Below are 22,017 nucleotides of genomic sequence, written 5' to 3'. Positions count from 1 at the left end.
GTGGCTCCGCCACATGACCGTTCACGGCGCACGCCGATCGCACGCACCGAACGCCGCTCCTTCTTCCACGTAGATCCATCAGAAGCCCCCTAGCCAAGCAGGATGGTCACGTCGATGTTCCCGCGGGTCGCGTTCGAGTACGGGCAGACCTCGTGGGCCGCGTCCACCAGCCTGGTCGCGAGGTCGGCGTCGACGACCGGCAGGGAGACACTGAGGGCGACCGCGAGGCCGTAGCCATGCTGCTGGTTGGGGCCGATGCCGACCTTCGCGGAGACCGTGGAGCCGGTCAGGTCGTAGCCCTCGCGATTGCCGACGAGGATCAGGGCGTTGTGGAAGCAGGAGCTGTAGCCGGCCGCGAAGAGCTGTTCGGGGTTGGTGCCGTTGCCGTCGCCGCCGAGCTGCGGAGGCATGGCGACCTTGAGGTCGAGCTGTCCGTCCTGGCTGGTGACGTAGCCTTCGCGGCCTCCGTGGGCGGTGGCCTCCGCCACGAACATGATCTTCGTCGGGCGGGTGTCGACGGCGGGGCCGTCAGTCATGCTGTCCTCCACCGGAACCAGGTGCGCACAAACACATCGTGCACAAGGTACTGACCGGTAACTCTCCTGTCATGCCCAGGGGGTGAGCAACCGCGGGTAACCCTCAGCGGACCCGGTCCGCCGCCGACTCCGCCCGGTCCGCCGCCGACTCCGCCCGGTCCGCCGCCGGCTTCGCCCGGTCCGCCGCCGGCTTCGCCCGCTCCGCTGTCGGCTTCGCCCGCTCCGCTGTCGGCTTCGCCCGGTCCGCCGTCGGCTTCGCCCGGTCCGCCGCCGACTCCGCCCGCTCCACCGCCGGCTTCGCCCGGTCCACCGCCGGCTTCGCCCGGTCCACCGCCGGCTTCGCCCGGTCCGCCGCCGGCTTCGCCCGGTCCGCTGTCGGCTTCGCCCGGTCCGCTGTCGGCTTCGCCCGGTCCGCTGTCGGCTTCGCCCGGTCCGCCGCCGACTCCGCCCGCTCCGCCAGCCGCCACAGCTCCGCACGCAGCCGCCCGGCCTCCGTCCCGTCGAGCCCTGTCGCCGCGATCAGCGCGCCGGGCACCCGCCCGGCCCGCTCCCGGAGTTCCTCCCCGCGCCCGGTCGCGGCCACGAGCACCGACCGCTCGTCCCGCGCCGACCGCGCACGCCGGACCAGGCCGGCCGCCTCCAACCGCTTCAGCAGCGGCGAGACCGTGCCGTAGTCGAGGCGCAGGGCCGCGGCCAACTCCTTCACCGTCGTCTCACCGCGCTCCCAGAGGACCAGTAGCACCAGGTACTGGGGATAGGTGAGGCCCAGCTCGTCGAGGAGCGGGCGGTACGCCGCCGTCACCGCGCGCTGCGCGGCGTACAGCGCGAAGCACAGCTGGTCGTCCAGCAGCGGTGATCCGTCGCTCTCCTCGTTCGTCACGCGGCCATTGTCACGGACGGGCCGCAGCCGCCGGGACGGAACGCGGATCGAAACCGAACGGCAGCTCCAGACGGTGGGCCCGCATCAGCTTCTCGTCCGAGAGCAGTTCGCCGGTCGGCCCGTCGGCCGCGATCACCCCGTCGCTGAGGACCAGGGAGCGCGGGCACAGCTCCAGGGCGTAGGGCAGGTCGTGCGTGACCATCAGCACGGTCACGTCCAGGGAGCGCAGGATGTCCGCCAGTTCGCGGCGCGAGGCCGGGTCGAGGTTGGAGGACGGCTCGTCCAGCACGAGGATCTCCGGCTCCATCGCCAGCACGGTCGCGACGGCCACCCGGCGGCGCTGCCCGAAGGAGAGGTGGTGCGGGGGCCGGTCCTTGAACTCCGCCATGCCGACCCGCTCCAGCGCCCGCTGTACCCGCTCCTCCAGCTCCGGCCCCTTCAGCCCGGCCGCCGCGGGCCCGAACGCCACGTCCTCCCGCACCGTCGGCATGAACAGCTGGTCGTCCGGGTCCTGGAAGACGATGCCGACCCGGCGCCGGACCTCGGCCATGTTCCGCTTGTCCACGGGCAGCCCGGCGACCTTCACCGTGCCGGCGCCTCCGGTCAGGATGCCGTTGAGGTGCAGCACGAGGGTCGTCTTGCCGGCGCCGTTCGGCCCGAGCAGCGCGACCCGCTCACCGCGCGCGACGGAGAAGTCGACGCCGAAGAGGGCCTGGTGCCCGTCGGGGTAGGCGAAAGCGAGGCCCGAGACCTCGAGAGAAGCAGTCACAGGGTCCATCCCAGCAGACAGACGAGCAGCGCGGCGCAGGGGAGGGCGAGGGCGTACGACCACTGCGCCCGGGACGCGGTCACCTCGTCGATGACGGGCATGGAGCCGGCGTATCCGCGGCTGATCATGGCCAGGTGCACCCGCTCGCCGCGCTCGTAGGAGCGGATGAACAACGCGCCGGCCGACTTGGCGAGCACGCCCCAGTGCTTGACGCCCTTCGCCTCGAAGCCGCGGGACTCCCGGGCGATCCGCATGCGCCGCATCTCGTCGGTGATGACGTCGCCGTAGCGGATCATGAAGGACGCGATCTGCACGAGCAGCGGCGGGAGTTTGAGGCGCTGCAGGCCCAGCAGCAGTTCGCGGAGCTCGGTGGTGGCGGCCAGCAGCACCGAGGCCGCGACGCCCAGGGTGCCCTTGGCCAGCACGTTCCAGGCGCCCCACAGGCCGTTCACGCTCAGGGACAGACCGAGGACGTCGACCCGTTCGCCCTCCGCCACGAACGGCATGAGCACCGCGAACGCGACGAACGGCACCTCGATCAGCAGCCGCCTGAGCAGGAACAGCGCGGGCACGCGCGCGACGTACGCGACGGCCCCGAGCAGCACGGCGTACAGACCGAACGCCCACATCGCCTCGCGCGGCGTCGACACCACGACCACGACGAAGGCGAACACGGCCGCGAGCTTGGTGTGCGGCGGCAGGCCGTGCACGGGCGAGTGCCCGTGCCGGTACAGCTTGTGCGCGTGTCCGGCTCCCACGTCAGACGCTCGTCACGCTCGTCGTGTCCGACGGGGAGGTGTCGTCCGTACGGCGGCGGCGCACGGCCCAGAACACGCAGGTGCCCGCCACGACCGTGACGCCCACGCCGATCACGCCCGCGAGCCCCCCGGACAGGCGGGCGTCGTCGACGTCCTTGACGCCGTAATCGGCGAGCGGGGAGTCGGCGACGGCGTGCTCCTCGGCCTTCTTGTCGATGCCGTGGTCGGCGGCGACCTTCTCCAGCCCGTCGGGGCTCGCGGAGGCGTAGAAGCTGACGAACCCGGCCAGCACGAGGGAGGCGACCAGACCGGCGGCCCACACCTTGCGGTGCGAGGTCCGGGCGGCCACCGGGGCGGGCGCCGGCTCGGCCTGGGGCGCGTCGACCAGTTCGCCGTTCACCCGCAGCTTGAGCTTCTGCGTCAGCCCGCGCGCTCCGTACACCAGGTCCGGGCGTACGGCGATGACCGCGCCGACGGTCAGGGCGGTGATCGCGGCCTCGCCGATGCCGATCAGGACGTGCACGCCGATCATGGCGGTGGCGACCTTGCCGATCGACACGTCGGTGGTGCCGCCGATCGCGTACATCAGCGTGAAGGCCAGCGCGGCGGCCGGGACGGAGACCAGGGCGGCCACGAAGGAGGCCGCGGACACCGACCGGCGGGTGCGGGGCAGCACCTTGACCAGGCCGCGGAAGAGGGCATAGGCGACGACCGTCGTGACGATCGCCATGTTGGTGATGTTCACGCCGAGCGCGGTCAGGCCGCCGTCCGCGAAGAGGATGCCCTGCATCAGCAGGACGACGGAGACGCACAGCACCCCGGTGTAGGGGCCGACGAGTATCGCCGCCAGCGCACCGCCGAGCAGATGGCCGCTGGTCCCCGCCGCGACGGGGAAGTTCAGCATCTGCACGGCGAAGATGAAGGCCGCGACCAGCCCGGCCAGCGGCGCGGTGCGCTCGTCGAGTTCGCGGCGTGCGCCGCGCAGGCTCACGGCGACGGCGCCTGCGGCGATCACACCGGTGGCGGCGGACGTGGGCGCGTTGATGAATCCGTCAGGTACATGCACCGTTCGATGATGTGGCTTGATGCGAACGGTTTGCAAGAGCGTGACGCTCGTTTTATCTCACCCGTGATATATGCACCCCGACGGGCGCAATCAGGAAAATATGCGACATTGGAGGGGGAGTGGACGCAGAGTTTCCACTCGGAACGCGCACGGTGAAGGGGCCGTCCGATGTCCGTAGTCGAGCAGTACGCGCGAGCTCATATCGTCTCGGACGCGGCCGTCCCGCTCGCCGACGAGCTGGAGGCGGTTCCGGTCACCCTGCGGTACGACCCCGACCACGATCCCCGGTCGGTGCGCATGGGGCTGCCCGGCGCCGGGGGCGGCGTATGGACCTTCCGACGCGAACTCCTGGAGGAGGGCCTGCGGGCCCCGGCGGGCAGCGGCGAGGTACGGGTGTGGCCCTGCGGCCGGGTGCAGGTCGTGGTGGAGTTCCACTCGGCGCAGGGCGTCTCGGTGGTGCAGTTCGAGCGGCAGACGCTGCTGCGGTTCCTGCGGCGGACGTACGTGGCCGCAGCGGAACCCGTGACGCACTGACCCCGGGGGCTCAGCGGCCCGCTTCTTTCAGCAGGGGCCGACTCCGGCCCGGTCGCCCGCCTTCAGCAGGCCCGACCTGGGGGTTGCAGCGGCTCGCCTTCAGCAGGTCCGAGCCGGGCGCGGTCGTCCGCCTTCGGCAGGGGGCCGACCCCGGGGTTCAGCCCGTCCGCCTTCGGCAGGGGGCCGACCCCGGGGTTCAGCGGCTCGCCTTCAGCAGGCCCGACCCGGGGGTTTCAGCGGCTCGCCTTCAGCAGGTCCGAGCGGGGCTCAGTCGTCCGCCTTCGGCGGGGCCGACCTCGGTATTCAGCGGCTCGCCTTCGGCGGTACCGAACCTGGGGGCTCAGTCGCTCGCCTTCAGCAGGTCCGACTCTGGCGCGGTCGTCCGCCTTCGGCGGGGCCGACCTCGGGGCTCAGCCGCCGGCCTTCAGCAGCGCTGCCACGATCGGGCCGGCCGTCGAGCCGCCGTGCCCGCCCTGCTGGACCACGCCCGCGGCGGCCAGATCGTCCCGGTAGGCCGTGAACCACCCGTTCGGCTTCTTCTGCCCGTCGACCTCGGCCGTCCCGGTCTTCGCGCCGACGTCACCGCCGACCCCGGCCATCGCCTCCGCGGCCGTGCCGTACGCGGCCGTGTACGACATCAGCTCACGCAGCTGGGACAGGGTGTCCGCGGACATCGCACGCGAGGCCTTCGCCAGCTCGCGTCCGTCCACGTCCGGGGAGACCAGGTAGGGCTGGCGGAACGTGCCGGCCTTGACCGTCGCCGACACCGACGCCATGTTCAGCGGGTTCATGCGGACCCCGCCCTGCCCGATCAGCGAGGCCCCCATCTGGGCCGCCGACTGCACCGGCACCGCGCCGTCGAAGGACGGCACCCCGATCGCCCAGTTGTTCAGCCCCAGACCGAAGACCTGCTGGGCCTGCTTGGTCAGGTCGTCGTTCTTCAGCTTCGGGGCCTGGCTGATGAAGGCGGTGTTGCAGGAGCGGGCGAAGCTCGCCTTGAAGGTGCCGTTCTTGATCTCGAACTTGTCGTCGTTCTGGAACTTCCAGTGGCCGTACGTGAAGTACTTCGGGCACGGGTGCTTCTTGTCCGCCGAGGCCAGGCCCTTCTCGAGCAGCAGCGAGGAGGTGATGACCTTCATCGTGGAGCCGGGGGCCAGGGAGCCCTGGAAGGCGGTGCCGAAGCCGCGGGAGGCGTTGGCGGCGGCCAGGATCTCGCCGGTCGACACCCGCACCACGGCCACCGACGACCGGGCCTTCTTCGCGACCTGTCGCTCGGCGGCGGCCTGGAGCGCCGGGTCCAGCGTGGTCTTCACCGTGCCCGGTGTGCCCTCGCTCAGCTCCAGCAGGGTCTTGTCCGAGAGGTCCTGCGCCTTGGCGGCCTTCCCGCGCACCACGCGCAGTTCGATACCGGCCTTGCCGCCTGCCTCCTTGCCGTACTTCTCGCGCAGTCCGTCCAGGACCGGGCCGATCGAGGCGTACTTCTTCGTGGTCAGTTCGCCGCCGTCCCGGTCGAGGGCCTTGACCGGGGGCGTGCCCGCCGCGCCGGTGACCAGCTCGTCGCCGTCCCTCAGGTCCGGGTGGACGACCGCGGAGTGCCAGTCGACCAGGGGCTTCCCGTCGCTGGTGCGGCGCACGACGGTCAGCGTGCTGTCGTACGCCAGCGGCTTCTCGGTGCCCTTGTACGCCACCGTGGCCTTGACGGTGAACGGCACCTTGGCACCGACACGCTTGCCCGGGGTGAGGGTGACGCCCTTGATGCGGGCTTCCTCGGTGTAGCCGGTGAGCAGTGGCCGGGCCGCGGAGGGGTCGTCGGTGGTGGCGGCGGCCTGGGGGATCTTGCCGGACTGCCAGGCGGTGAGGAAGGCGCGGGCGGTGGTGGTGACCTCGGCGGACGACAGCGGGCCGGTCTTCACCTCGGGCTTCTGGTCCGAGGCCCGGGTGCCGTCGTCGGCGGCGGCCCCGCTGCCGAACAGCGCGTAGGCGCCCAACCCGGCGCCGCCGACGACCACGGCGATCATCCCGCCGATCACGGCGGGTCTGGTCTTCCGTCGCTCGGCGACGCGCCTTCTGTTGCCCACTGCTGTTCGTTCCTCCGCGAATCCCCAGGGTCACCGTTGCCCTCGGATGTCCCAACGACGGCCACCACCCTAGAGTCCCGTCCCGCGCAGGTGAGATCAGCCACCCGTTCGTAGCACGGCTGCGACAATCGGCCCGGCCGCGTCCCCGCCGTGCCCGCCCTGCTCGGTCATGGCCGCCGCCGCGATGTCGTTCCGGAAGCCGGTGAACCAGCTGTTGGACTTGGCGTTGCCGTCCACCTCGGCCGAACCGGTCTTGGCACCGATGTCGCCGCCGAGTCCGGCCATGGCCTGCCTGGCCGTGCCCTGCGTGGCGGTGAGCCGCATCATCTGCTTGAGCTGGGCGGCGGTGCTCGCCCGCAGGCCGCGGGCCCGGGCCGGCTCGCGGCCGTCCAGCTCCGGCGAGACCAGATAGGGCTGGCGGAAGGCGCCGGTGATCGCGGTCGCGGTCACCGAGGCCATGTTCAGCGGGCTCATCTGGACCTGGCCCTGCCCGATGGCGCCCGCCGCCCGGTCCGGTCCCTCGACCGCGGGGACCCGGCCGTCGAAGGAGACGACGCCGGTCTTCCAGTCGTCCCGCCCCAGCCCGAAGCGCTCCTCGGCCTCCTGGGTCAGCGAGGCGTCGGTGAGCGGCTTCTCGTCGATGAGCTTGATGAAGGCGGTGTTGCAGGACCGCATGAAGCTGCTGGCGAGTGTGGCGTTCTCGTCGGGCTTCATGTTCGTGAGGTTCTTGAACGTCTGGCTCTGCCACACGGCGGTGTCGGGGCACGGCGCCGGACCGTTCATCGAGGTCACGCCGTTGTCGATGAGCATCGCCGCGGTGATGATCTTCATGGTGGAGCCGGGCGCCGCCTGGCCCTCGAAGGCCGCGTTGAAGCCGTCCGTGCGGTTGTTGGCCACGGCCAGCACCTCCCCGGTACTCGGCTTGACGGCCACCACCGACGACTGGGCGAACCGCTTGACCGCCTTCTCGGCCGCCGCCTGCGCGCTCGGGCTGATCGTGGTGGTGAGCTTGCCCGGCTCGCCCTCGGCGAGGGTGAGCAGCGGGGTGTCGGGAGCGCCGTCGCCGTCGTGCCGGACGACCAGCTCGATGCCGGGGGTGCCACCGGCCTTCTCGCCGTACTTGTCGCGCAGGGCGTCCAGGACCGGGCCGAGGGAGGGGAACGTGTCCTTCGTCAGCACGGAGCCGTCGCGGCCCACGGCCTCGATGGGCGGGGTGGCCGACTGCTCGGTGACGAGGGTGTCGTCCTTCCTCAACGCGGGGTGCACGACGGACGGCTGCCAGTCCACGAGCGCCCGCCCGGTGGTCAGCCCGCGCACGACCGTCAGCTTGCTCCGATAGCTCAGCGGCTTGGACTTCCCGTCGTAGGCCACCTTCGCCTTCACCGCGTACGGCACGGTCGTGCCCTGCGCCGCACCGGGCGTGATCTTCACGTCGGTGATGTGCGCGTCGTCGCCGAAGGCGGTGAGCAGCCGCTCGGCGGCCGTGTCGTTGTTCGTGTACGACGCCGCCGTCGCGGCCGCGCCCTTCTGCCAGGCAGCGAAGAACTTGGCCGTGGTCTCCTTGACCTCGTCCTTGCCGGGCGGCCCCGTTCTCTTCTCCGCGGCCACCCCGCCGGTGCCGCCGTCGCCGCTCAGCGCGCTGATGAGGTTGTAGGTGCCGTACCCGGCACCGCCCACCATCACCGCGAACACCCCGCCTATGACAGCGGCTTTGACCCCCTTGCCCATTTGGGCGACCCCTCCCCGCTGGGCCCCACGCGTTCCTTTGAACGCGTTCAGAAAGCCCGGTCCCGGCAGCACTCTATGCGCAAGCGGTTACTGCCGGGCAGGGAGTTTCGATTTTTGGCGGATCGGGCCCGGGTGTTCCGGCCATGCCCGCGACCGCCGGTCGTCGACCGGCAACGGCCTGGCCGGCGTCACGGCGGTCGGCCGGTCCCGGGCGAAGTCCCGGCCGCCGTGGCTCCTGGGACCCACCACCCTGACCACCTTGGGCCGTTCGGGTGAACGGGCGAAAAGCCACCCAACCCGATCTTCTGACGATGCTTCACTGACCGTGGTCCGCCAGGTCGGGCATCGGACGCCTTCTGGCTTCCCAGGAAAGGCACATGACTCATGCTCAGACTCGTTCCGCTTCCGCGAATGAGGTGCGCTGCCGGCCTCGTCGCCTTCGGGCTGCTGTGCGCGGCCCTCGTCCTCCTCCCGGCCCCACGAGCGGCCGCCCAGCCTGACGTCGGCCCGGCGCTGTTCGACGACTTCAACTACACCGGTTACACGGATCCGTTGCTCACGCAGCACGGCTGGACACTGCGGTCCGGTCAGGGCGGACCGGGTGTGCCCGGCGCCACGTGGAAGCCGCAGAACTTCTCCTTCGCCACCGAGTCCGGCAATTCGCTCATGACGATGCGTTCCGGCACCAACGGCACGGCTGCCGGTACCGAGCACACCGAGATCTACCAGCAGCGCAAGTTCCTGTACGGCACCTATGCCGCGCGGGTCCGTTTCAGCGACGTGCCGATCTACGGACCGGACGGCGACCGCATGGTGCAGACGTTCTTCGCCATCTCGCCGCTGAACTACCCGATGGACCCGTCCTACAGTGAACTCGACTTCGAGTACCTGCCCAACGGCGGATGGGGCATCCCCGGCAGCGCGCTGCTCGCCAGTTCCTGGGAAACGTACTCGGAGGACCCGCCTCAGGAGGAGCACGTCACCACCCAGGAGCGCGCGAGCTTCGCCGGCTGGCACGACCTGGTCATCACGGTCGACAGCACTGCCGTCACCTACTACATCGACGGTCGGCACTTCGCCACGCACAGCGATCCGTACCTGCCCGAGTCGACGATGAGCATCCGGTTCAACCACTGGCTGATCAACCTGACGGGGATCAACAGCCGCAAGACACGCGCCTACGAGGAGAAGGTCGACTACGTGTTCTTCGCCCAGGACCAGGTGCTCACCCCGGCCGAGGTGCTCGCCGTCGTCGCCGACTACCGGGCCCGGGGGGTGACCTTCGAAGACACCGTCTGATCCGCCCGCACCCGGAAGGGCGGCTGCTCAGGACGAGGCAGCCGTCCCTTTCGGGGCGACGACGGGCAGCCGGGCGGTGAAGGTGGTGCCGCGCCCCTCCTCGGAGTGCACAGACATCTCACCGCCGTGGTTCGCCACGATGGTGCGGACGATGGTCAGCCCGAGGCCAGTGCCCGGAATCGCCGCGTCGGTGGCGTTCGACGCACGGAAGAACCGCTGGAAGAGCTTCTCCTGCTCGGCCACGGGAATGCCGATGCCCGTGTCGCTGACGCTCAGGACCGCCTCGCCCTCCCGGGCCTCGGCGCGCACGGTGATCTTTCCGCCCTCGGGGGTGAACTTCACGGCGTTGGACAGCAGGTTCATCAGGACCCGGTCGAGCTGGTCGCCGTCCGCCGTCAGTAGCAGGGGGCGGGAGGGACAGTGCGTCTCCAGGCCGACGGAGGCGGCTGCCGCCGCCGGACGGACGGCGTCGGCCGCCGACGCCACCAGATGGCACAGGTCAACCGGTTCCTTCTTGGAGCTGAACGCATTCGACTCGATGCGTGAGAGGGTCAGCAGGTCCTCGATGAGCGCCCGCAGACGGTTGACGTTGCGGTCGACGACGCCCAGCATGCGCAGCTGCGGCGGAGTGAGCGGCCCGGTCTCCTCCTCCTTCAGCAACTCGATGTATCCCACGATGCTGGTCAGCGGGGTGCGCAGCTCGTGGGAGACGGTGGACAGGAAGTCGCTCTTGGCCTTGTCCAGCGCGCGCAGCTCCTCCACCAGGTGGGTCTCCTTCTCGTAGAGCAGCGCGGTGTGCAGCGCGCGTCCGACGCCGCTGGCCATGGACTCGCCGATCTCGACGTCGACCGGGCGCCAGGGGCGGTCGGGGCTGGTACGGGCCACGCAGACGGCACCGACCGGTTCCTCGCCGACCCCGATCGGGCTGATCACGGCCGAGTGCAGGTCCATCGCCGCCGCGGCGGCGCGGTTCGCGGCCGGCATACCGCTCTCCCCGAAGGAACCCGGGGCACCCGGTATGGGCGTGGTGTCCGACACGTACGTGGGCAGGTCGGTGACCAGCCAGGTCTTTCCCCGCCGGTAGTGGTCGTGGACCACGTCCGGCGGGAGCGTCGGCATGGCCCTGGCCTCCTCCTCGGGCAGCAGGCCCCGCTCCGCGGACCACACCCTTGCCACCGGAAACGCGGAGCCGCCGTCCTCGGCGAGCAGGACGAAGACGTAGTCGGCGGCCAGGACCTCCCCGATGCCACGGCACGCGGTGTCGAGGACGTCGCCGACATCGAGTCGGTCCCTGATCCGGACGACGGTCTGCCTCGCGGCTTCCGCCAGTCTCGTGCGCTCCTGCACCGCTCCGCGCAGACGGTCGCTCTCGTCGGCCAGCATGTTCACGGACCGCGCCACCGCCCTGGTCTCCTCGGGACCCTCCTCCCGCGCCCGCGCCGAGTGTTCGCCCGAGGCCAGCCGGTCCAGGGCCTGAGCGGTGTGCTGCAGCGGCCGGGTGAGGGTGCGGGTGGTGCGCACTGCCATGAAGACCGCCGCTGCCCCGCCTGCCGCCAGCAAGGTGCCGATGGCCATGGCGCTCACGTCGAGAAACGCGTTGGCTCGTTCGTTCAGACGCTGGACGTCGGCTGTGAGCTGCTGCTCCAGCCGGCGGTTGGTGGCCTCGAAGGTCTCGAACCGCCGGGCGGCCTCCGCGGACAGCCGGGTGTCCGGGGCGCTGCCGGATGGCGCCTTCGCCTGCTGGTCGGCGACGCGAACGTAAGCGCGCAGTTGCCGGTCCTGCGCCGCGAGATTGCGCCGAGCCGCGTCGCTGGTGTGCCGTCGGGCCGTGGCGAGCATGGTGAAGAGCTCGTCACGCGTCCGGAGATAGTTGGTCCGTTCCGTTGCGTCACCCGTGAGCAGATAGGTGCGCACGGCACGGTGCAGGTCGGTCGCCCGGCCGTACACCCGGTGGTTCTCGCGCATCTCCGGTTCCAGTTCATGGACGACCCGATCGTGCATGTCGTCGGCCACTCTGGTGGTGGCCAGCGCGCCCGCTCCGACGAGCACGAGCAGGACGATCAGCAGTGCGAAAGCCACGGCGAGCCGGCGTCCCACGCCGTTGCCGCGCCATCCGGTGATGATCCTCACGGCCGGTCCTCGCCCTCCCGGACCCGCTGGTGCGGGCCGAACCCGCTGCGCGCCATCGACCCCCACACCTGCGGGGCCCGGTGGAGCGCGTCCCACATGCCGCGCAGCCGCCACCACGCCGTGCACTGTCGGTAGCCGAAATTCTCGACGGTCGCGCCGACGAAGGCACCCCACACGTCCCGCCACCGTGAGAAACGGTGGTAGGCGTACTCCTCGACCGCCATCGACACCAGACTGACGACCATCGCGTAGGCGTAGGCGGCGAGCAGGAAGCGCCACAGGAAGTCCGTGTGGACCGCGCCGAGCAACACGCCCAGCGGCACCAGCACCAGACCGGCGAGTTCCACCAGGGGGGCCGCCAGCTCGAAGAGCACGTAGAACGGCAGGGCCACCAGCCCGATGCGCCCGTAGCGGGGGTTGCCGATCATGCGGCGGTGCTTGAGCAGGATCTCCGTCAGGCCGCGCTGCCACCGGCGCCGCTGGCGCGCGAGGACTCTCAACGTGGAGGGCGCCTCGCTCCAGGAGATCGGCTCGGTGACGAAGACGATGCGGTAGTCGCGGTGACGGCGGCCCTGCTCACGCATGTGCCGGTGGAGGCGGACGACGAGTTCCGCGTCCTCGCCGATGCAGTCCGGGTCCATGCCCCCCACCGCCACCACCACGTCCCGCCGGAACAGGCCGAACGCACCGGCGATGATCAGCAGCCCGCCCACTCTGGACCATCCGGTACGGCCGAGGAAGAAGCCCCGCAGATATTCGACGACCTGCGCGCGTCCGAGCAAGTCCCCGGGGACGCGCGCCTCGACCACGCGTCCGGCCTCGACGGTGCAGCCGTTGGCGACACCGACCACACCACCCGTGGCCACGACCCGCAGCGGATCGCTGCTGAACGGCTTGGCGACCGTGAGCAGGGCCTGGGAGTCCAGGAGGGAGTCGGCGTCGACCATGCACACCAGCGGGTAGCGCGCCAGGTTGATCCCCACGTTGAGCGCGTCGGCCTTGCCACCGTTGTCCTTACGGGCAACCACCACGGGCACGGGGCCTCCTCTGGGCAGATGCAGCGAGGTGACCTTGCCCCGCATGGGGATGTCCTCGGGTACGACGTGGTCCACCTCGGCCAGGTCGAAGGCGTCGGTGAGGGCGTCGAGCGTGCCGTCGGTGGAACCGTCGTCGACGACGATGACCTCGAACGCCGGGTAGTGCAGCAGCAGCATGGCCCGCACCGCCTCGGTGATGCCCGCCGCTTCGTTGTACGCGGGCATGATCACCGAGATGGGAGGAGTGAAGGGGCTCCCGGCGGCGTCCTCGTAGCCGGCGAAGGAGGAGCGGCGCAGCCTTGTGACGATTTCGGCGAGGGCGAGGAGGTTCAGTACGAGGTAACCGGTGTTGATGGCCAGGAAGTACAGGATGATCGCGGTGTCGCACAGCGCGAGCAGGCCGTGAAGTGCGCCCAGCGCTCCGTCCCACAGCTCGGCGCGCGCCGGATTCACAGCGTCACCTCCACCAGGACGTCGTGGCGCAGGCCGCCGACGGCCGCCTCTGCGAGGGCGGCCCTGGCCTGGGCGGTGGCCCGAGCGCCCAGACGTTCGTCCGCGGTCTCGCGCAATGCCGCCTGCCCCGCCGGGCCGAGCCGCAGCAGCGCCCGCGCGGCGGTGCCCGCCACGTGGGGGTCGGCGTCGCCGAGCATCGCCCTCAGATGGGGTGTGGCGGGGGCGGCTCCCAGGTTGCCCAGCGCCCCGGCGGCCACGATGCGCAGGGCGGCCGGCTGACCGGGCCGGATGCCCGCGAGCAGGGGTTCCAGCCCGTCGGGCATGCCCAGCCTGCCCAGGGCGCGTGCCGCCCGGATCCGGACCTCGGTGTCGGGATCCTCGCACAGCGCACGGACGATCTCGGGGGTCCGGGCGATCGCCCCGGTCACCCCGAGCACCTCGACGACCACGGCCCTGACCAGGGGCGCCGGGTCCCGGAGCCCCTCCACGACGCGGGACCACGCGGCAGATCCGAAGGAAGCCAGCGCTGCGGTGACCGCCATGGGCGCTACGGTCCGCGCACCGTGCAGGCTCCTCAGCAGGTGCGGCACGGCCGCGGGATCACCGATCCGGCCCAGCGCCCGGGCCGCGGCCGACCGCACCTCGCGATCCGGGTCGTCGAGCAGACGGCACAGTGACGGGACCGCCGGGCGGTGGTGGAGCAGACCGAGCACCTGCGCGGCGCGCCCTCGCCGTGCCGCGTTGCGGCTCCGCAGGTCGGCGACGGCGTGCGCGGGCGACCCGCGCCGCTCGTACAGAAGGATCAGCGCCTCGCGCGATTTTCCGGAGACCTTTCCCAGCATCGCCGCGACGGTCGGCTCCAGGGCGGCCCAGGTCCGCTTGTCGATGCGCGTGATGTGGTCCAGCAGCTCGCTCTGCTCGTGCTCCTGCGTGCACAGCAGCTCCAGGAGGAGGTCGCGCACGGGCGCCGCGATCCGCCGGCGTCTGCTCTGGCGGAAGGTACGCACACCGCGTATGCCCGTGATGAGCAGGCTCAGGACCAACACGACGGCCAGCAGGCACAACAACACCTGGGTGACGAAGCCGAGGGGAATCACCGCTCTGCCCGGGTGAGCACCGCGTTGACCCGGCTGGACAGCTCGCGCGGACTGAACGGTTTGACGATGTAGTCGTCGGCCCCCGCCGCGAAGCCGAGTTCGACGTCGCCCTCCTGGGACCGGGCGGTGATCAGGATGACCGGGAGTGACGTGGTCTCGGGGGCCGCCCGGGCCTCGCGGCAGACGTCCAGTCCCGACATTCCCGGCATACGGATGTCGAGAAGGACGAGATCCAGCGGCTGCTCGCGCAGCACTCGCAGCGCGGCCATGCCGTCCTCCACGGCCGTGACCTGGTGACCGCTCTGCGTCAACTTGAACGCCACGAGGTCCCGGATGTCGGCGTCGTCGTCGGCTATCAGGACATGAGCCATTACTCCTCCTGCGACAGGGAGCTCCGATAGGAGGCGAGCAGCCGTGCCACCGCCGCCTGCCGGAACGGCTTGGCCAGCAGCTCGTGCGTCGCGAGCTCCACCAGGTCCTCCCGATCCAGTACGGACGAGACGACGAGATGGCAGTGCTTCGTCCGCTCGTCCGCCCGCAGTTTGCGGATGACCTCACGCCCGTCGATCCCCGGCAGCAGTATGTCGACGATCACCATGTCCGGAGGATCGCCGAAGGCCAGGTCCAGCCCCTTCTCGCCCGAATCCGCAACGGTCACACGGCAACCCAGGCCGGTGAGATGCCGCTTGAGCAGGGCACTGACGTCCCGGTCGTCCTCGATCACCAAGACGTGAACCAGTCCATCGTCAGGATCCATCGCCATCCCAGTGCAAAATCGGGCAACTACCTAAAAGCTAGAAGCTCGATGCTGCTTCTGCCACAGCAGATCCCCTGTTCCCCAGAGGTCCGCAGGGCGCCGGTGATCGATCGGAGATCATTTCCGCAGGTCTTCGTGGCGGTGCCGGAGCGGTCGAGCGTCGACCGCCTCTTCGCCCACATGGTGCGCATCCGCCGCCCGGCGAGGCACTACCCTGCGCGAGCGTGAACCGGCTCGGTCCCGTCGGCCCGGCACGGTCCTGCCCGGTCTCGTCCGCCGGGGCCGGCAGCTCCCGGCCCGCGAGCGGGCGATGGCCCACTCCTCTCAGCGACGACCGTCACGGCGGGACGTCTCCCTCGCGCCATGACGGTCGTCAGCCGAGCTACACCCAGGTGTCCAGCCACATCCGCGCCCGCCAGTCGTCGATCGGGATGGCCTGGCCGGTGTACAGCGGCCAGAAGTAGATGAAGTCACTCGTAGCTAGTGCCGCAGCAGCACGGGCCGCGTGTGGGCCGTGACAAGGGTTCGGGCGGCTGGGGGCAGTGGCTTGCGGATCACCCGCCACGAGTGGCCAAGGAGTTTCGGACGGTCCTCTTGTAGGCCGAGGTCGCTTTCGAGCCTTCTCCATGCAGGGTCGCACTAGTCGCTGTTCGAGGCCTCGGAGGCGTGAGGCTGCGCGGATCACCGGTGCCTTGCCACCGGTGCGTTTGCACCGCAGGCGTCCAAGGTGCCGTTTTCGCCATGGGAGTGCATGAATTCGGCCAGCGAGTAAACTGCCGCTCAAGGTGGAAAGCCGCCTTCACTTTCCGGAATAAAGGGATCCCGCCAGGTCGCCTGGCTGGATTGCAACGCGGAATGGGCAGTACCAGCCTCTGGGGTGCTGGAGCAGTCGCCTCTCCAACCTCAAGTTTCCCTCAGTAGATCAGGTCGCGGCTTACCAGCACGGCAGGCATGCTCTATATTCCACTCATCCGCCAACTCGGGCGGCAAGGGGAGGGAATCAACTTGCGTAGAGCACCGGTGCGACGCTTAATCGTTTCGGCCACAGTTCTGGCCCTTGGGGCGGCAATGACCGCTTCCTCAATGCGGTCGAGGAACCGTCTGGTCCAGCTCCTGAGGTGGTGTCGCCGGACCAGATCGCCACCGAGGAGACGAGCAGCAGCGTGGTCGAGGGTCCTGAGATGTCGACTCAAGAGCTCGCCATCGAGACAAAGCTCAACACTCTGCCGGAAGTGGCTGACGAGGGCGATATTGGAACGCAGCGCTGCGATAACCCCTACAAGAAATGGTACGCGCTTTCGGGGCGCAAGAAGGGCTATCATATCCCGTCTTGGTGGAACGGCACCTCCTATAAGGACGGCCCGGGTGGGACGATCACCGTCGAGGTGGTGAAATCCGGCAAAATTAGCCTAGAGCTGAGCGGAAACGTCTCGGCCGAGGCTGGTGTCCTCCTTGCGAAGGCAAAGACGGAGTTTGGTGCCAAGGTGGTTGGTGAGGTCGGCATCTCGACAGGCCATAGATACTCTCGAAATATCAAAAACGGGTACTACGGGAACGTACAGTACGGCTCGTGGGGCGAGAAGTACAACTGGGTCAAATACGAAACGAGCGCTGACCGCTGCGGCAAGAAGAAGCTCGGTTCCGGTACTGCAAAGATGCCGACCAGGAAGACCGGATGGCGTTACTGGGAAACCCGGTCATGATGCACGGTCTACGGAACTCGCGCCGCGATGTAATTCTTATCGCCTCGATCCTTTCGGCTGCGCTCGTCGCTGGATGCAGTAGCGACCATAAGGACATAGGGTCAAAGGACCCTAAGCTGAGCACCACACCCTCTGCAGCCAGTGATCAGACAAAAGCGCTGGAAAAGAAGGTGGAAGAGGTGCTCAGGGTTGCGCACGTGGATGACACCAACGGCCTGTTTGTCGAGTCAGGATTGGAGCGCGTAAGTGATGGAGTCCATACCCGCTCGGCACTGACCAATGGCAAGTCCTACACGCTGGTGGTTGTCTGCGCTGGGGTAGGTAAAGTTCGTCTCGCCGTGACTACGAAACCTCCAGTGCGACAGACCGTGGAGTGCGACAGTGTCCCGGTCCGCCAACGCATCACGGACGCCCCTGCTCAACTCCTGACTGATGTCGAAGGCCTCGCGGGGGCAACCGGAGTCATTGGGTGGCGGATCGATGAACTAGCCAAGTAGAAATCTGAGCTTTTCCGCATCAAGTTGTTGAGCGAAGCGCGGCCGCTGTCGGTTCTGAGGGGTTGCCCTCAGAACCGACAGCGGCGTCGTAGGCGCTTCAGGATTCGCCCGGGCGAGGCAGAGCCCTCGGGGTAGAGGGCCACGGCCAGGCGGGTCAGTCCCCGCAGCGGCTTGACCGTCAAGGCGGGGCCGTGGAAACGGACTATCTTGGCTCGCCGACTGCCGACGTCCATACCGCCGCATGGAGACGACTCAGGCCCACTTCGTCAGCTCTGACAAGCTACGAACGCTCCTCTCGAATCGGCATGGCACGGACCGTCCGCACCCTGCCCTGCCCTCCATTCGCCAGCACGCCGGCGGCCTCCAGCTTGTCGAGAGCCTTGGTCACGGTGGGGCGTGAGACTCCGAACCGCTCGGCGAGAACAGATGCACTGGGGAACGCTGCCCCGACTGGAATGTCTTCATCCGTAATGATGTCGGCGATACGGCCTTCCAGCGGCCGACTGTCCGTCCGTTCGCCTGCCCGTACGACCCGCCAGCGGCCACCCGGCACCGGTTCGGCGATGCCCTCCCTCTGAAGCGCGCCGAACGCGCGGAGTACGACACCGCGTGACACGCCATGAGCCTGCATGAGGTCGGCCGCAGTTGGCAGCTTCGTCGTCTCTGGGTCAGCCTTGATCTGAGCCTTAATGGCCGCCGCGATCTCTAGGAAAGTCCCCCTCGGACTCGCTTGTTGGGACACTCACTCCTTCTTTCCTCTCGCGGAACATGCTGAAGCATTCACGAGCCGCGCACTAGTTCGCGGCTCCTCACCCGGTGAGGCATATGGCAACGAAATTGGCCGCGTTGCTGTTCGCGTCAATGCTCGACTCGGGGGCCGGTCGCCGTAACGGGGAGCAGGGACGGTCCGGTGGCTGCCGCTCTGGCAGTGTGCGTTCAGCGCCCGTGACCAGGCCCGATTCCTCAGCCCTGGGCCGCCCGTGGGCCGTCCGAAGGGGACCGATGATGGCCGCTGACGACCAACAACGACCGCACTGGTGTGACCTGGTCCGCCACACCAGGATCGCGTAAGCCCAGCTAAACCCACGTGTCCAGCCACATCCGCGCCCGCCAGTCGTCGATCGGGATCGCCTGGCCCGTGTACAGCGGCCAGAAGTAGATGAAGTTCCAGGTGATCAGGAGGACCAGGACGCCCGCGGCCGTGGCGCCCGCGACGCGGCGGGTGTCGGTGGAGCGGGGCGGGCCGATGATCGCGCCGAGGAGCATCGTCACCGCCAGGCACAGGAACGGCAGGAAGACGACGGCGTAGAAGAAGAAGATCGTGCGTTCCTGGTACATGAACCAGGGCAGGTAGCCGGCCGCGATGCCGCAGGCGATGGCGCCCGCGCGCCAGTCGCGGCGGAAGAACCAGCGCCACAGGACGTACAGCACCGCGAAACAGGCGACCCACCACAGCAGTGGTGTGCCGAGGGCCAGGACCTCGCGGGCGCACTTCTCGCCCGCGTCGGCCGGGCAGCCGTCCTTGCCGGGCGCCGGGGACTCGTAGAAGTACGACACCGGGCGGCCGAGGACGAGCCAGCTCCACGGGTTGGACTGGTACGTGTGCGGCGAGGACAGGCCGACGTGGAACTCGTACACCTGGTGCTCGTAGTGCCACAGGCTGCGCAGCCAGTCGGGCAGGAAGGTCCAGTTGCCGCCCTTGCCGTCGGTCGCGGCCCAGTTGCGGAAGTAGCCGCCCTTGCCGTCGGTGGCGGAGAGGATCCAGCCGGTCCAGGACAGGACGTAGGTGACCAGGGCCACCGGGACCGTGGCGAGGAACGCCAGGCCCGTGTCGCGCTTGAGGACCGCCGTGTACGGGTGCCGGGCACCGGCGACGCGGCGCGAGCCCACGTCCCACAACACCGCCATCAGGCAGAACGCGGCCAGGATGTACAGGCCGTTCCACTTCGTGCCGATGGCCAGGCCCAGCATCAGGCCGGCCGCCCAGCGCCAGGGGCGCGGGCCCAGGCGGGTCGTCTCGGCCGTGTGCCGGTCGGGCCGGCCCCGGCCGTACTCGTCCACCGGCAGGGCGGCGGCGAGTCTCGCGCGGGCCTTGTCCCGGTCGACCAGCAGACAGCCGAACGCGGCCAGCACGAAGAACATCAGCACGCCGTCGAGCAGTGCCGTGCGGCTCATCACGAAGTGCAGGCCGTCCACCGCCATCAGCGCACCCGCGAGACACCCCAGGAAGGTGGAGCGGAACAGGCGGCGGCCGATCCGGCACAGCAGCAGCACGGACAGCGTGCCCAGCAGCGCCGTCATGAACCGCCAGCCGAAGGGGTCGAAGCCGAACATCAGCTCGCCGAGCCCGATGACGTACTTGCCGATCGGCGGGTGCACCACGTACGCCGCCTCCGTCGGGAGGCTCACGTGCGAGCCCGACGACAGGACCAGGTCGTTGGCGTTCTTGTCCCAGCTGACCTCGAATCCGCGCTGGACGAGACTCCAGGCGTCCTTGGCGTAGTACGTCTCGTCGAATATCACCGCCCTGGGGCTGCCCAGGTTCCAGAACCGCAGCACACCCGCCAGCAGCGTCACGAGCAGCGGGCCGATCCAGCCCGACCAGCGCACCAGCCGTCCCGCGAGCGGGTGCGGGATGCCGAGCGCCGCCCACAACCGGGGGCCGGGCTCGGTGTACGGCGGCACCAGGCGCTCACGGACGTCGTCGGCGTCGCTTCTGGGCTGCCCCTGGTAGCCGAAGCGGCGCAGCCGCTGCTGCCAGGACATCCGCTGCTCGAGCGGCGCCTGGCCCTGCCGGGTGTCCGTGGAGGACGCGGTACTGGTCACCGCGCCATCGTAGGGAACCGTTCTGTGTGAGTCCCGTGCATGGCCGGTATGCGTCCGCATCGTCCGCCCCTGGGAGGAGTCCGGGTCCGCCCGCCCTGGGAGGATGGGAAGCGTGATCGGAACCCTCGTACTCGCAGGCACCCCCATCGGCGACATCGCGGACGCCCCGCCCCGGCTCGCCGAGGAACTGGCCGGAGCCGATGTCGTCGCCGCCGAGGACACACGGCGGCTGCGCCGGCTGACCCAGGCGCTCGGCGTCACTCCCAAGGGGCGGGTGGTGTCGTACTTCGAGGGCAACGAGTCCGCCCGGACGCCGGAGCTGGTCGAGGAGCTGGTGGGCGGGGCGCGGGTGCTGCTGGTGACCGACGCGGGGATGCCGTCGGTGTCCGACCCGGGGTACCGGCTGGTCGCCGCCGCGGTCGAGAGGGACGTGCGGGTCACCGCCGTGCCCGGGCCGTCCGCGGTACTCACCGCGCTCGCGCTGTCCGGCCTGCCCGTCGACCGCTTCTGCTTCGAGGGGTTCCTGCCGCGCAAGGCCGGGGAACGGCTGGGGCGGCTGCGGGAGGTCGCCGACGAGCGGCGGACGCTCGTCTACTTCGAGGCTCCGCACCGGCTCGACGACACGCTGTCGGCCATGGCCGAGGTGTTCGGCGCCGAGCGGCGGGCGGCGGTGTGCCGGGAGCTCACCAAGACGTACGAGGAGGTGCGGCGGGGCGGGCTCGGGGAGCTGGCCGCGTGGGCGGCGCAGGGGGTGCGCGGCGAGATCACCGTGGTGGTCGAGGGGGCGCCGGAGAAGGGGCCCGAGGAGGTCGGGCCCGAGGAACTGGTGCGGCGGGTGCGGGTGCGGGAGGAAGCGGGGGAGCGGCGCAAGGAGGCCATCGCCGCGGTGGCGGTGGAGGCCGGGGTGCCGAAGAGGGTGGTCTTCGACGCGGTGGTCGCCGCGAAGAACGCCGGTGGGTGAGCCGGGTTCGGGGCGGGGGCGGTCGCGGTTTCGCGGGGTGCGGATGGTGTGGGGTGGGCGCGCCCACGCGGCGGAGCCGCACGTCAATGCGGCCCCAGGCCCCCGACGGGAGCGCCGCGGCGGAGCCGCACGTCGATGGCGCCCCGCGCACTGGCGGGGAGCTGAACCCCTCTGAGCAGGGCGCTTTTCGTTTGAGCGTGCGCCCCATGGGTGGGCAAAGCAGAAGGGGCGCAGGGGCAAGGGACGCCCAAATCGGGGCCAACAGTCGACAGGTCTGCTGCCATCGGTCCGGCCGAGGAGTCCACTGGGTCGCGGGGGCGGCATCGCCCTCACGCCACAGCGGACCAACAGGAGCTGGCATGAGTGAGATCCCAGGGCAGACCGGGCTCCGCGCCGGTGCGACCGCAGTCGTCAACGAGTCCTACTCCTTCGCCTGCATGCGGTGCGGGCACGGCTGGGAGCAGTCGTACGAGATAGAGCACCACACGGACGCCGCGGGGCACGAGTTCGTCCTCTACGTGGCCGACGGCAAGGTGGTGCCCTCCCCGCTGAGCAGGCCCGAATGTCACCACTGCGACAGCCACGTCGTGCGGATCATGCGGCCCGGGCGGGTCGCGTCGGCGCGCGACGCGGCGCACCGGCCGTCCCGCGTACCGCCGCCCGCCGGGCCCGTCCAGGCACCCACCGCGGCGGCCGAGGCCGGGGTGACGGCCGGCCAGGAGCAGCGCGAGCCCCACCACTGGCACCTGTCCGACCTGTTGCACCCCTTCCAGCGCAAGGCGAGCTGACCCGTCCGGCTTCCCTGCTGCGGCACTAGGGGGCTTCTGATGGATCTCCGCGGCGTCACGACGCCCGGCACGCACGCTCGCCGCACGCCGTGAACGGACAGGTGGCTCCGCCACATGACC

20 protein-coding genes and 1 pseudogene are annotated in these 22,017 nt (G+C 70.0%); 6 read left to right on the top strand and 15 right to left on the bottom strand.

Annotated elements, in window-relative coordinates:
- Positions 1 to 89: 89 nt before the first annotated feature.
- The 6 genes and pseudogenes from ABTX62_RS35905 to ABTX62_RS35880 all read right to left on the bottom strand — a co-directional run bounded on the left by ABTX62_RS35905 (position 90) and on the right by ABTX62_RS35880 (position 4,009).
- Positions 90 to 536, bottom strand: coding sequence for an organic hydroperoxide resistance protein (locus ABTX62_RS35905; RefSeq protein ID WP_352120114.1), 447 nt, complete (start codon positions 534 to 536; stop codon positions 90 to 92).
- A gap of 103 nt (positions 537 to 639) precedes the next feature.
- Positions 640 to 867 (bottom strand): alanine-zipper protein, encoded by a 228-nt coding sequence (locus ABTX62_RS35900; protein WP_502998080.1) that lies wholly within the window; start codon positions 865 to 867, stop codon positions 640 to 642.
- Positions 868 to 957: 90 nt separating this feature from the next.
- A pseudogene (locus ABTX62_RS35895) lies at positions 958 to 1,416 on the bottom strand (MarR family winged helix-turn-helix transcriptional regulator); the annotation flags it as partial.
- Positions 1,417 to 1,426: 10 nt separating this feature from the next.
- Complete coding sequence (locus ABTX62_RS35890) at positions 1,427 to 2,194, bottom strand: energy-coupling factor ABC transporter ATP-binding protein (RefSeq protein WP_352120113.1); 768 nt, start codon at positions 2,192 to 2,194, stop codon at positions 1,427 to 1,429.
- Complete coding sequence (gene cbiQ / locus ABTX62_RS35885) at positions 2,182 to 2,943, bottom strand: cobalt ECF transporter T component CbiQ (protein ID WP_352120112.1); 762 nt, start codon at positions 2,941 to 2,943, stop codon at positions 2,182 to 2,184. The genes ABTX62_RS35890 and cbiQ overlap by 13 nt, the downstream gene beginning before the upstream one ends.
- A gap of 1 nt (position 2,944) precedes the next feature.
- On the bottom strand, positions 2,945 to 4,009 hold the full coding sequence (locus tag ABTX62_RS35880) for an energy-coupling factor ABC transporter permease (protein ID WP_352120111.1): 1,065 nt from the start codon (positions 4,007 to 4,009) through the stop codon (positions 2,945 to 2,947).
- A gap of 168 nt (positions 4,010 to 4,177) precedes the next feature.
- Between ABTX62_RS35880 and ABTX62_RS35875 the strand changes: the two genes are divergently transcribed.
- A complete protein-coding gene (locus ABTX62_RS35875) occupies positions 4,178 to 4,543 on the top strand; it encodes an SsgA family sporulation/cell division regulator (RefSeq protein ID WP_352120110.1) in 366 nt (121 codons plus the stop codon).
- A 410-nt stretch (positions 4,544 to 4,953) separates the two neighbouring features.
- Here the strand turns inward: ABTX62_RS35875 and ABTX62_RS35870 are convergent, their stop codons facing one another.
- Both ABTX62_RS35870 and ABTX62_RS35865 read right to left on the bottom strand, forming a co-directional pair.
- A complete protein-coding gene (locus tag ABTX62_RS35870) occupies positions 4,954 to 6,621 on the bottom strand; it encodes a penicillin-binding transpeptidase domain-containing protein (RefSeq protein WP_352120109.1) in 1,668 nt (555 codons plus the stop codon).
- Between the two features lie 96 nt (positions 6,622 to 6,717).
- The gene (locus ABTX62_RS35865; protein WP_352120108.1) at positions 6,718 to 8,349 is read right to left on the bottom strand and encodes a penicillin-binding transpeptidase domain-containing protein; all 1,632 of its coding nucleotides are present in this window, start codon (positions 8,347 to 8,349) and stop codon (positions 6,718 to 6,720) included.
- A 411-nt stretch (positions 8,350 to 8,760) separates the two neighbouring features.
- On the opposite strand from ABTX62_RS35865, the gene ABTX62_RS35860 reads away from it, so the two are divergent.
- The gene (locus ABTX62_RS35860; RefSeq protein WP_352120107.1) at positions 8,761 to 9,648 is read left to right on the top strand and encodes a glycoside hydrolase family 16 protein; all 888 of its coding nucleotides are present in this window, start codon (positions 8,761 to 8,763) and stop codon (positions 9,646 to 9,648) included.
- 27 nt (positions 9,649 to 9,675) lie between these two features.
- Here ABTX62_RS35860 and ABTX62_RS35855 read toward each other — a convergent pair whose 3' ends face one another.
- From ABTX62_RS35855 to ABTX62_RS35835, 5 genes are read right to left on the bottom strand one after another with little or no spacing between them, the layout of a single operon-like run.
- On the bottom strand, positions 9,676 to 11,778 hold the full coding sequence (locus ABTX62_RS35855) for an ATP-binding protein (protein ID WP_352120106.1): 2,103 nt from the start codon (positions 11,776 to 11,778) through the stop codon (positions 9,676 to 9,678).
- The gene (locus ABTX62_RS35850) at positions 11,775 to 13,268 is read right to left on the bottom strand and encodes a glycosyltransferase family 2 protein (protein ID WP_352120105.1); all 1,494 of its coding nucleotides are present in this window, start codon (positions 13,266 to 13,268) and stop codon (positions 11,775 to 11,777) included. The genes ABTX62_RS35855 and ABTX62_RS35850 overlap by 4 nt, the downstream gene beginning before the upstream one ends.
- A complete protein-coding gene (locus tag ABTX62_RS35845) occupies positions 13,265 to 14,365 on the bottom strand; it encodes a HEAT repeat domain-containing protein (RefSeq protein WP_352120104.1) in 1,101 nt (366 codons plus the stop codon). Before ABTX62_RS35845 ends, ABTX62_RS35850 begins: the two co-directional genes overlap by 4 nt.
- Positions 14,362 to 14,736: a response regulator transcription factor gene (locus ABTX62_RS35840; RefSeq protein ID WP_352120103.1), complete on the bottom strand. Its 375-nt coding sequence runs from the start codon at positions 14,734 to 14,736 to the stop codon at positions 14,362 to 14,364. Before ABTX62_RS35840 ends, ABTX62_RS35845 begins: the two co-directional genes overlap by 4 nt.
- Complete coding sequence (locus tag ABTX62_RS35835; RefSeq protein WP_352120102.1) at positions 14,736 to 15,122, bottom strand: response regulator; 387 nt, start codon at positions 15,120 to 15,122, stop codon at positions 14,736 to 14,738. The genes ABTX62_RS35840 and ABTX62_RS35835 overlap by 1 nt, the downstream gene beginning before the upstream one ends.
- Positions 15,123 to 16,243: 1,121 nt before the next feature.
- Here ABTX62_RS35835 and ABTX62_RS35830 point away from each other — a divergent pair.
- Together ABTX62_RS35830 and ABTX62_RS35825 are read left to right on the top strand one after the other, a co-directional pair.
- A complete protein-coding gene (locus ABTX62_RS35830) occupies positions 16,244 to 16,825 on the top strand; it encodes a hypothetical protein (protein ID WP_352120101.1) in 582 nt (193 codons plus the stop codon).
- Positions 16,798 to 17,322, top strand: coding sequence for a DUF6023 family protein (locus ABTX62_RS35825; RefSeq protein ID WP_352120100.1), 525 nt, complete (start codon positions 16,798 to 16,800; stop codon positions 17,320 to 17,322). Before ABTX62_RS35830 ends, ABTX62_RS35825 begins: the two co-directional genes overlap by 28 nt.
- Before the next feature lie 280 nt (positions 17,323 to 17,602).
- Here the strand turns inward: ABTX62_RS35825 and ABTX62_RS35820 are convergent, their stop codons facing one another.
- Positions 17,603 to 18,064 carry a GntR family transcriptional regulator gene (locus ABTX62_RS35820; RefSeq protein ID WP_352120099.1) on the bottom strand — a complete coding sequence of 154 codons (462 nt, stop codon included), beginning with the start codon at positions 18,062 to 18,064 and terminating at the stop codon, positions 17,603 to 17,605.
- A gap of 335 nt (positions 18,065 to 18,399) precedes the next feature.
- Complete coding sequence (locus ABTX62_RS35815) at positions 18,400 to 20,148, bottom strand: dolichyl-phosphate-mannose--protein mannosyltransferase (protein WP_352120098.1); 1,749 nt, start codon at positions 20,146 to 20,148, stop codon at positions 18,400 to 18,402.
- A gap of 112 nt (positions 20,149 to 20,260) precedes the next feature.
- Here ABTX62_RS35815 and rsmI point away from each other — a divergent pair, with 112 nt between their 5' ends.
- Positions 20,261 to 21,109, top strand: coding sequence for a 16S rRNA (cytidine(1402)-2'-O)-methyltransferase (rsmI, locus tag ABTX62_RS35810; protein ID WP_352120097.1), 849 nt, complete (start codon positions 20,261 to 20,263; stop codon positions 21,107 to 21,109).
- 359 nt (positions 21,110 to 21,468) lie between these two features.
- Positions 21,469 to 21,897, top strand: a complete 429-nt coding sequence (locus tag ABTX62_RS35805) for a hypothetical protein (protein ID WP_352120096.1) — start codon at positions 21,469 to 21,471, stop codon at positions 21,895 to 21,897.
- The last annotated feature ends 120 nt before the right edge of the window (positions 21,898 to 22,017 follow it).

Source organism: Streptomyces sp. NPDC096046 (genome assembly GCF_040303285.1).
Taxonomy (GTDB): domain Bacteria; phylum Actinomycetota; class Actinomycetes; order Streptomycetales; family Streptomycetaceae; genus Streptomyces.
The sequence above is the reverse complement of the archived record's forward strand: the minus strand, read 5'-3'. Positions and strand labels throughout refer to the sequence as shown.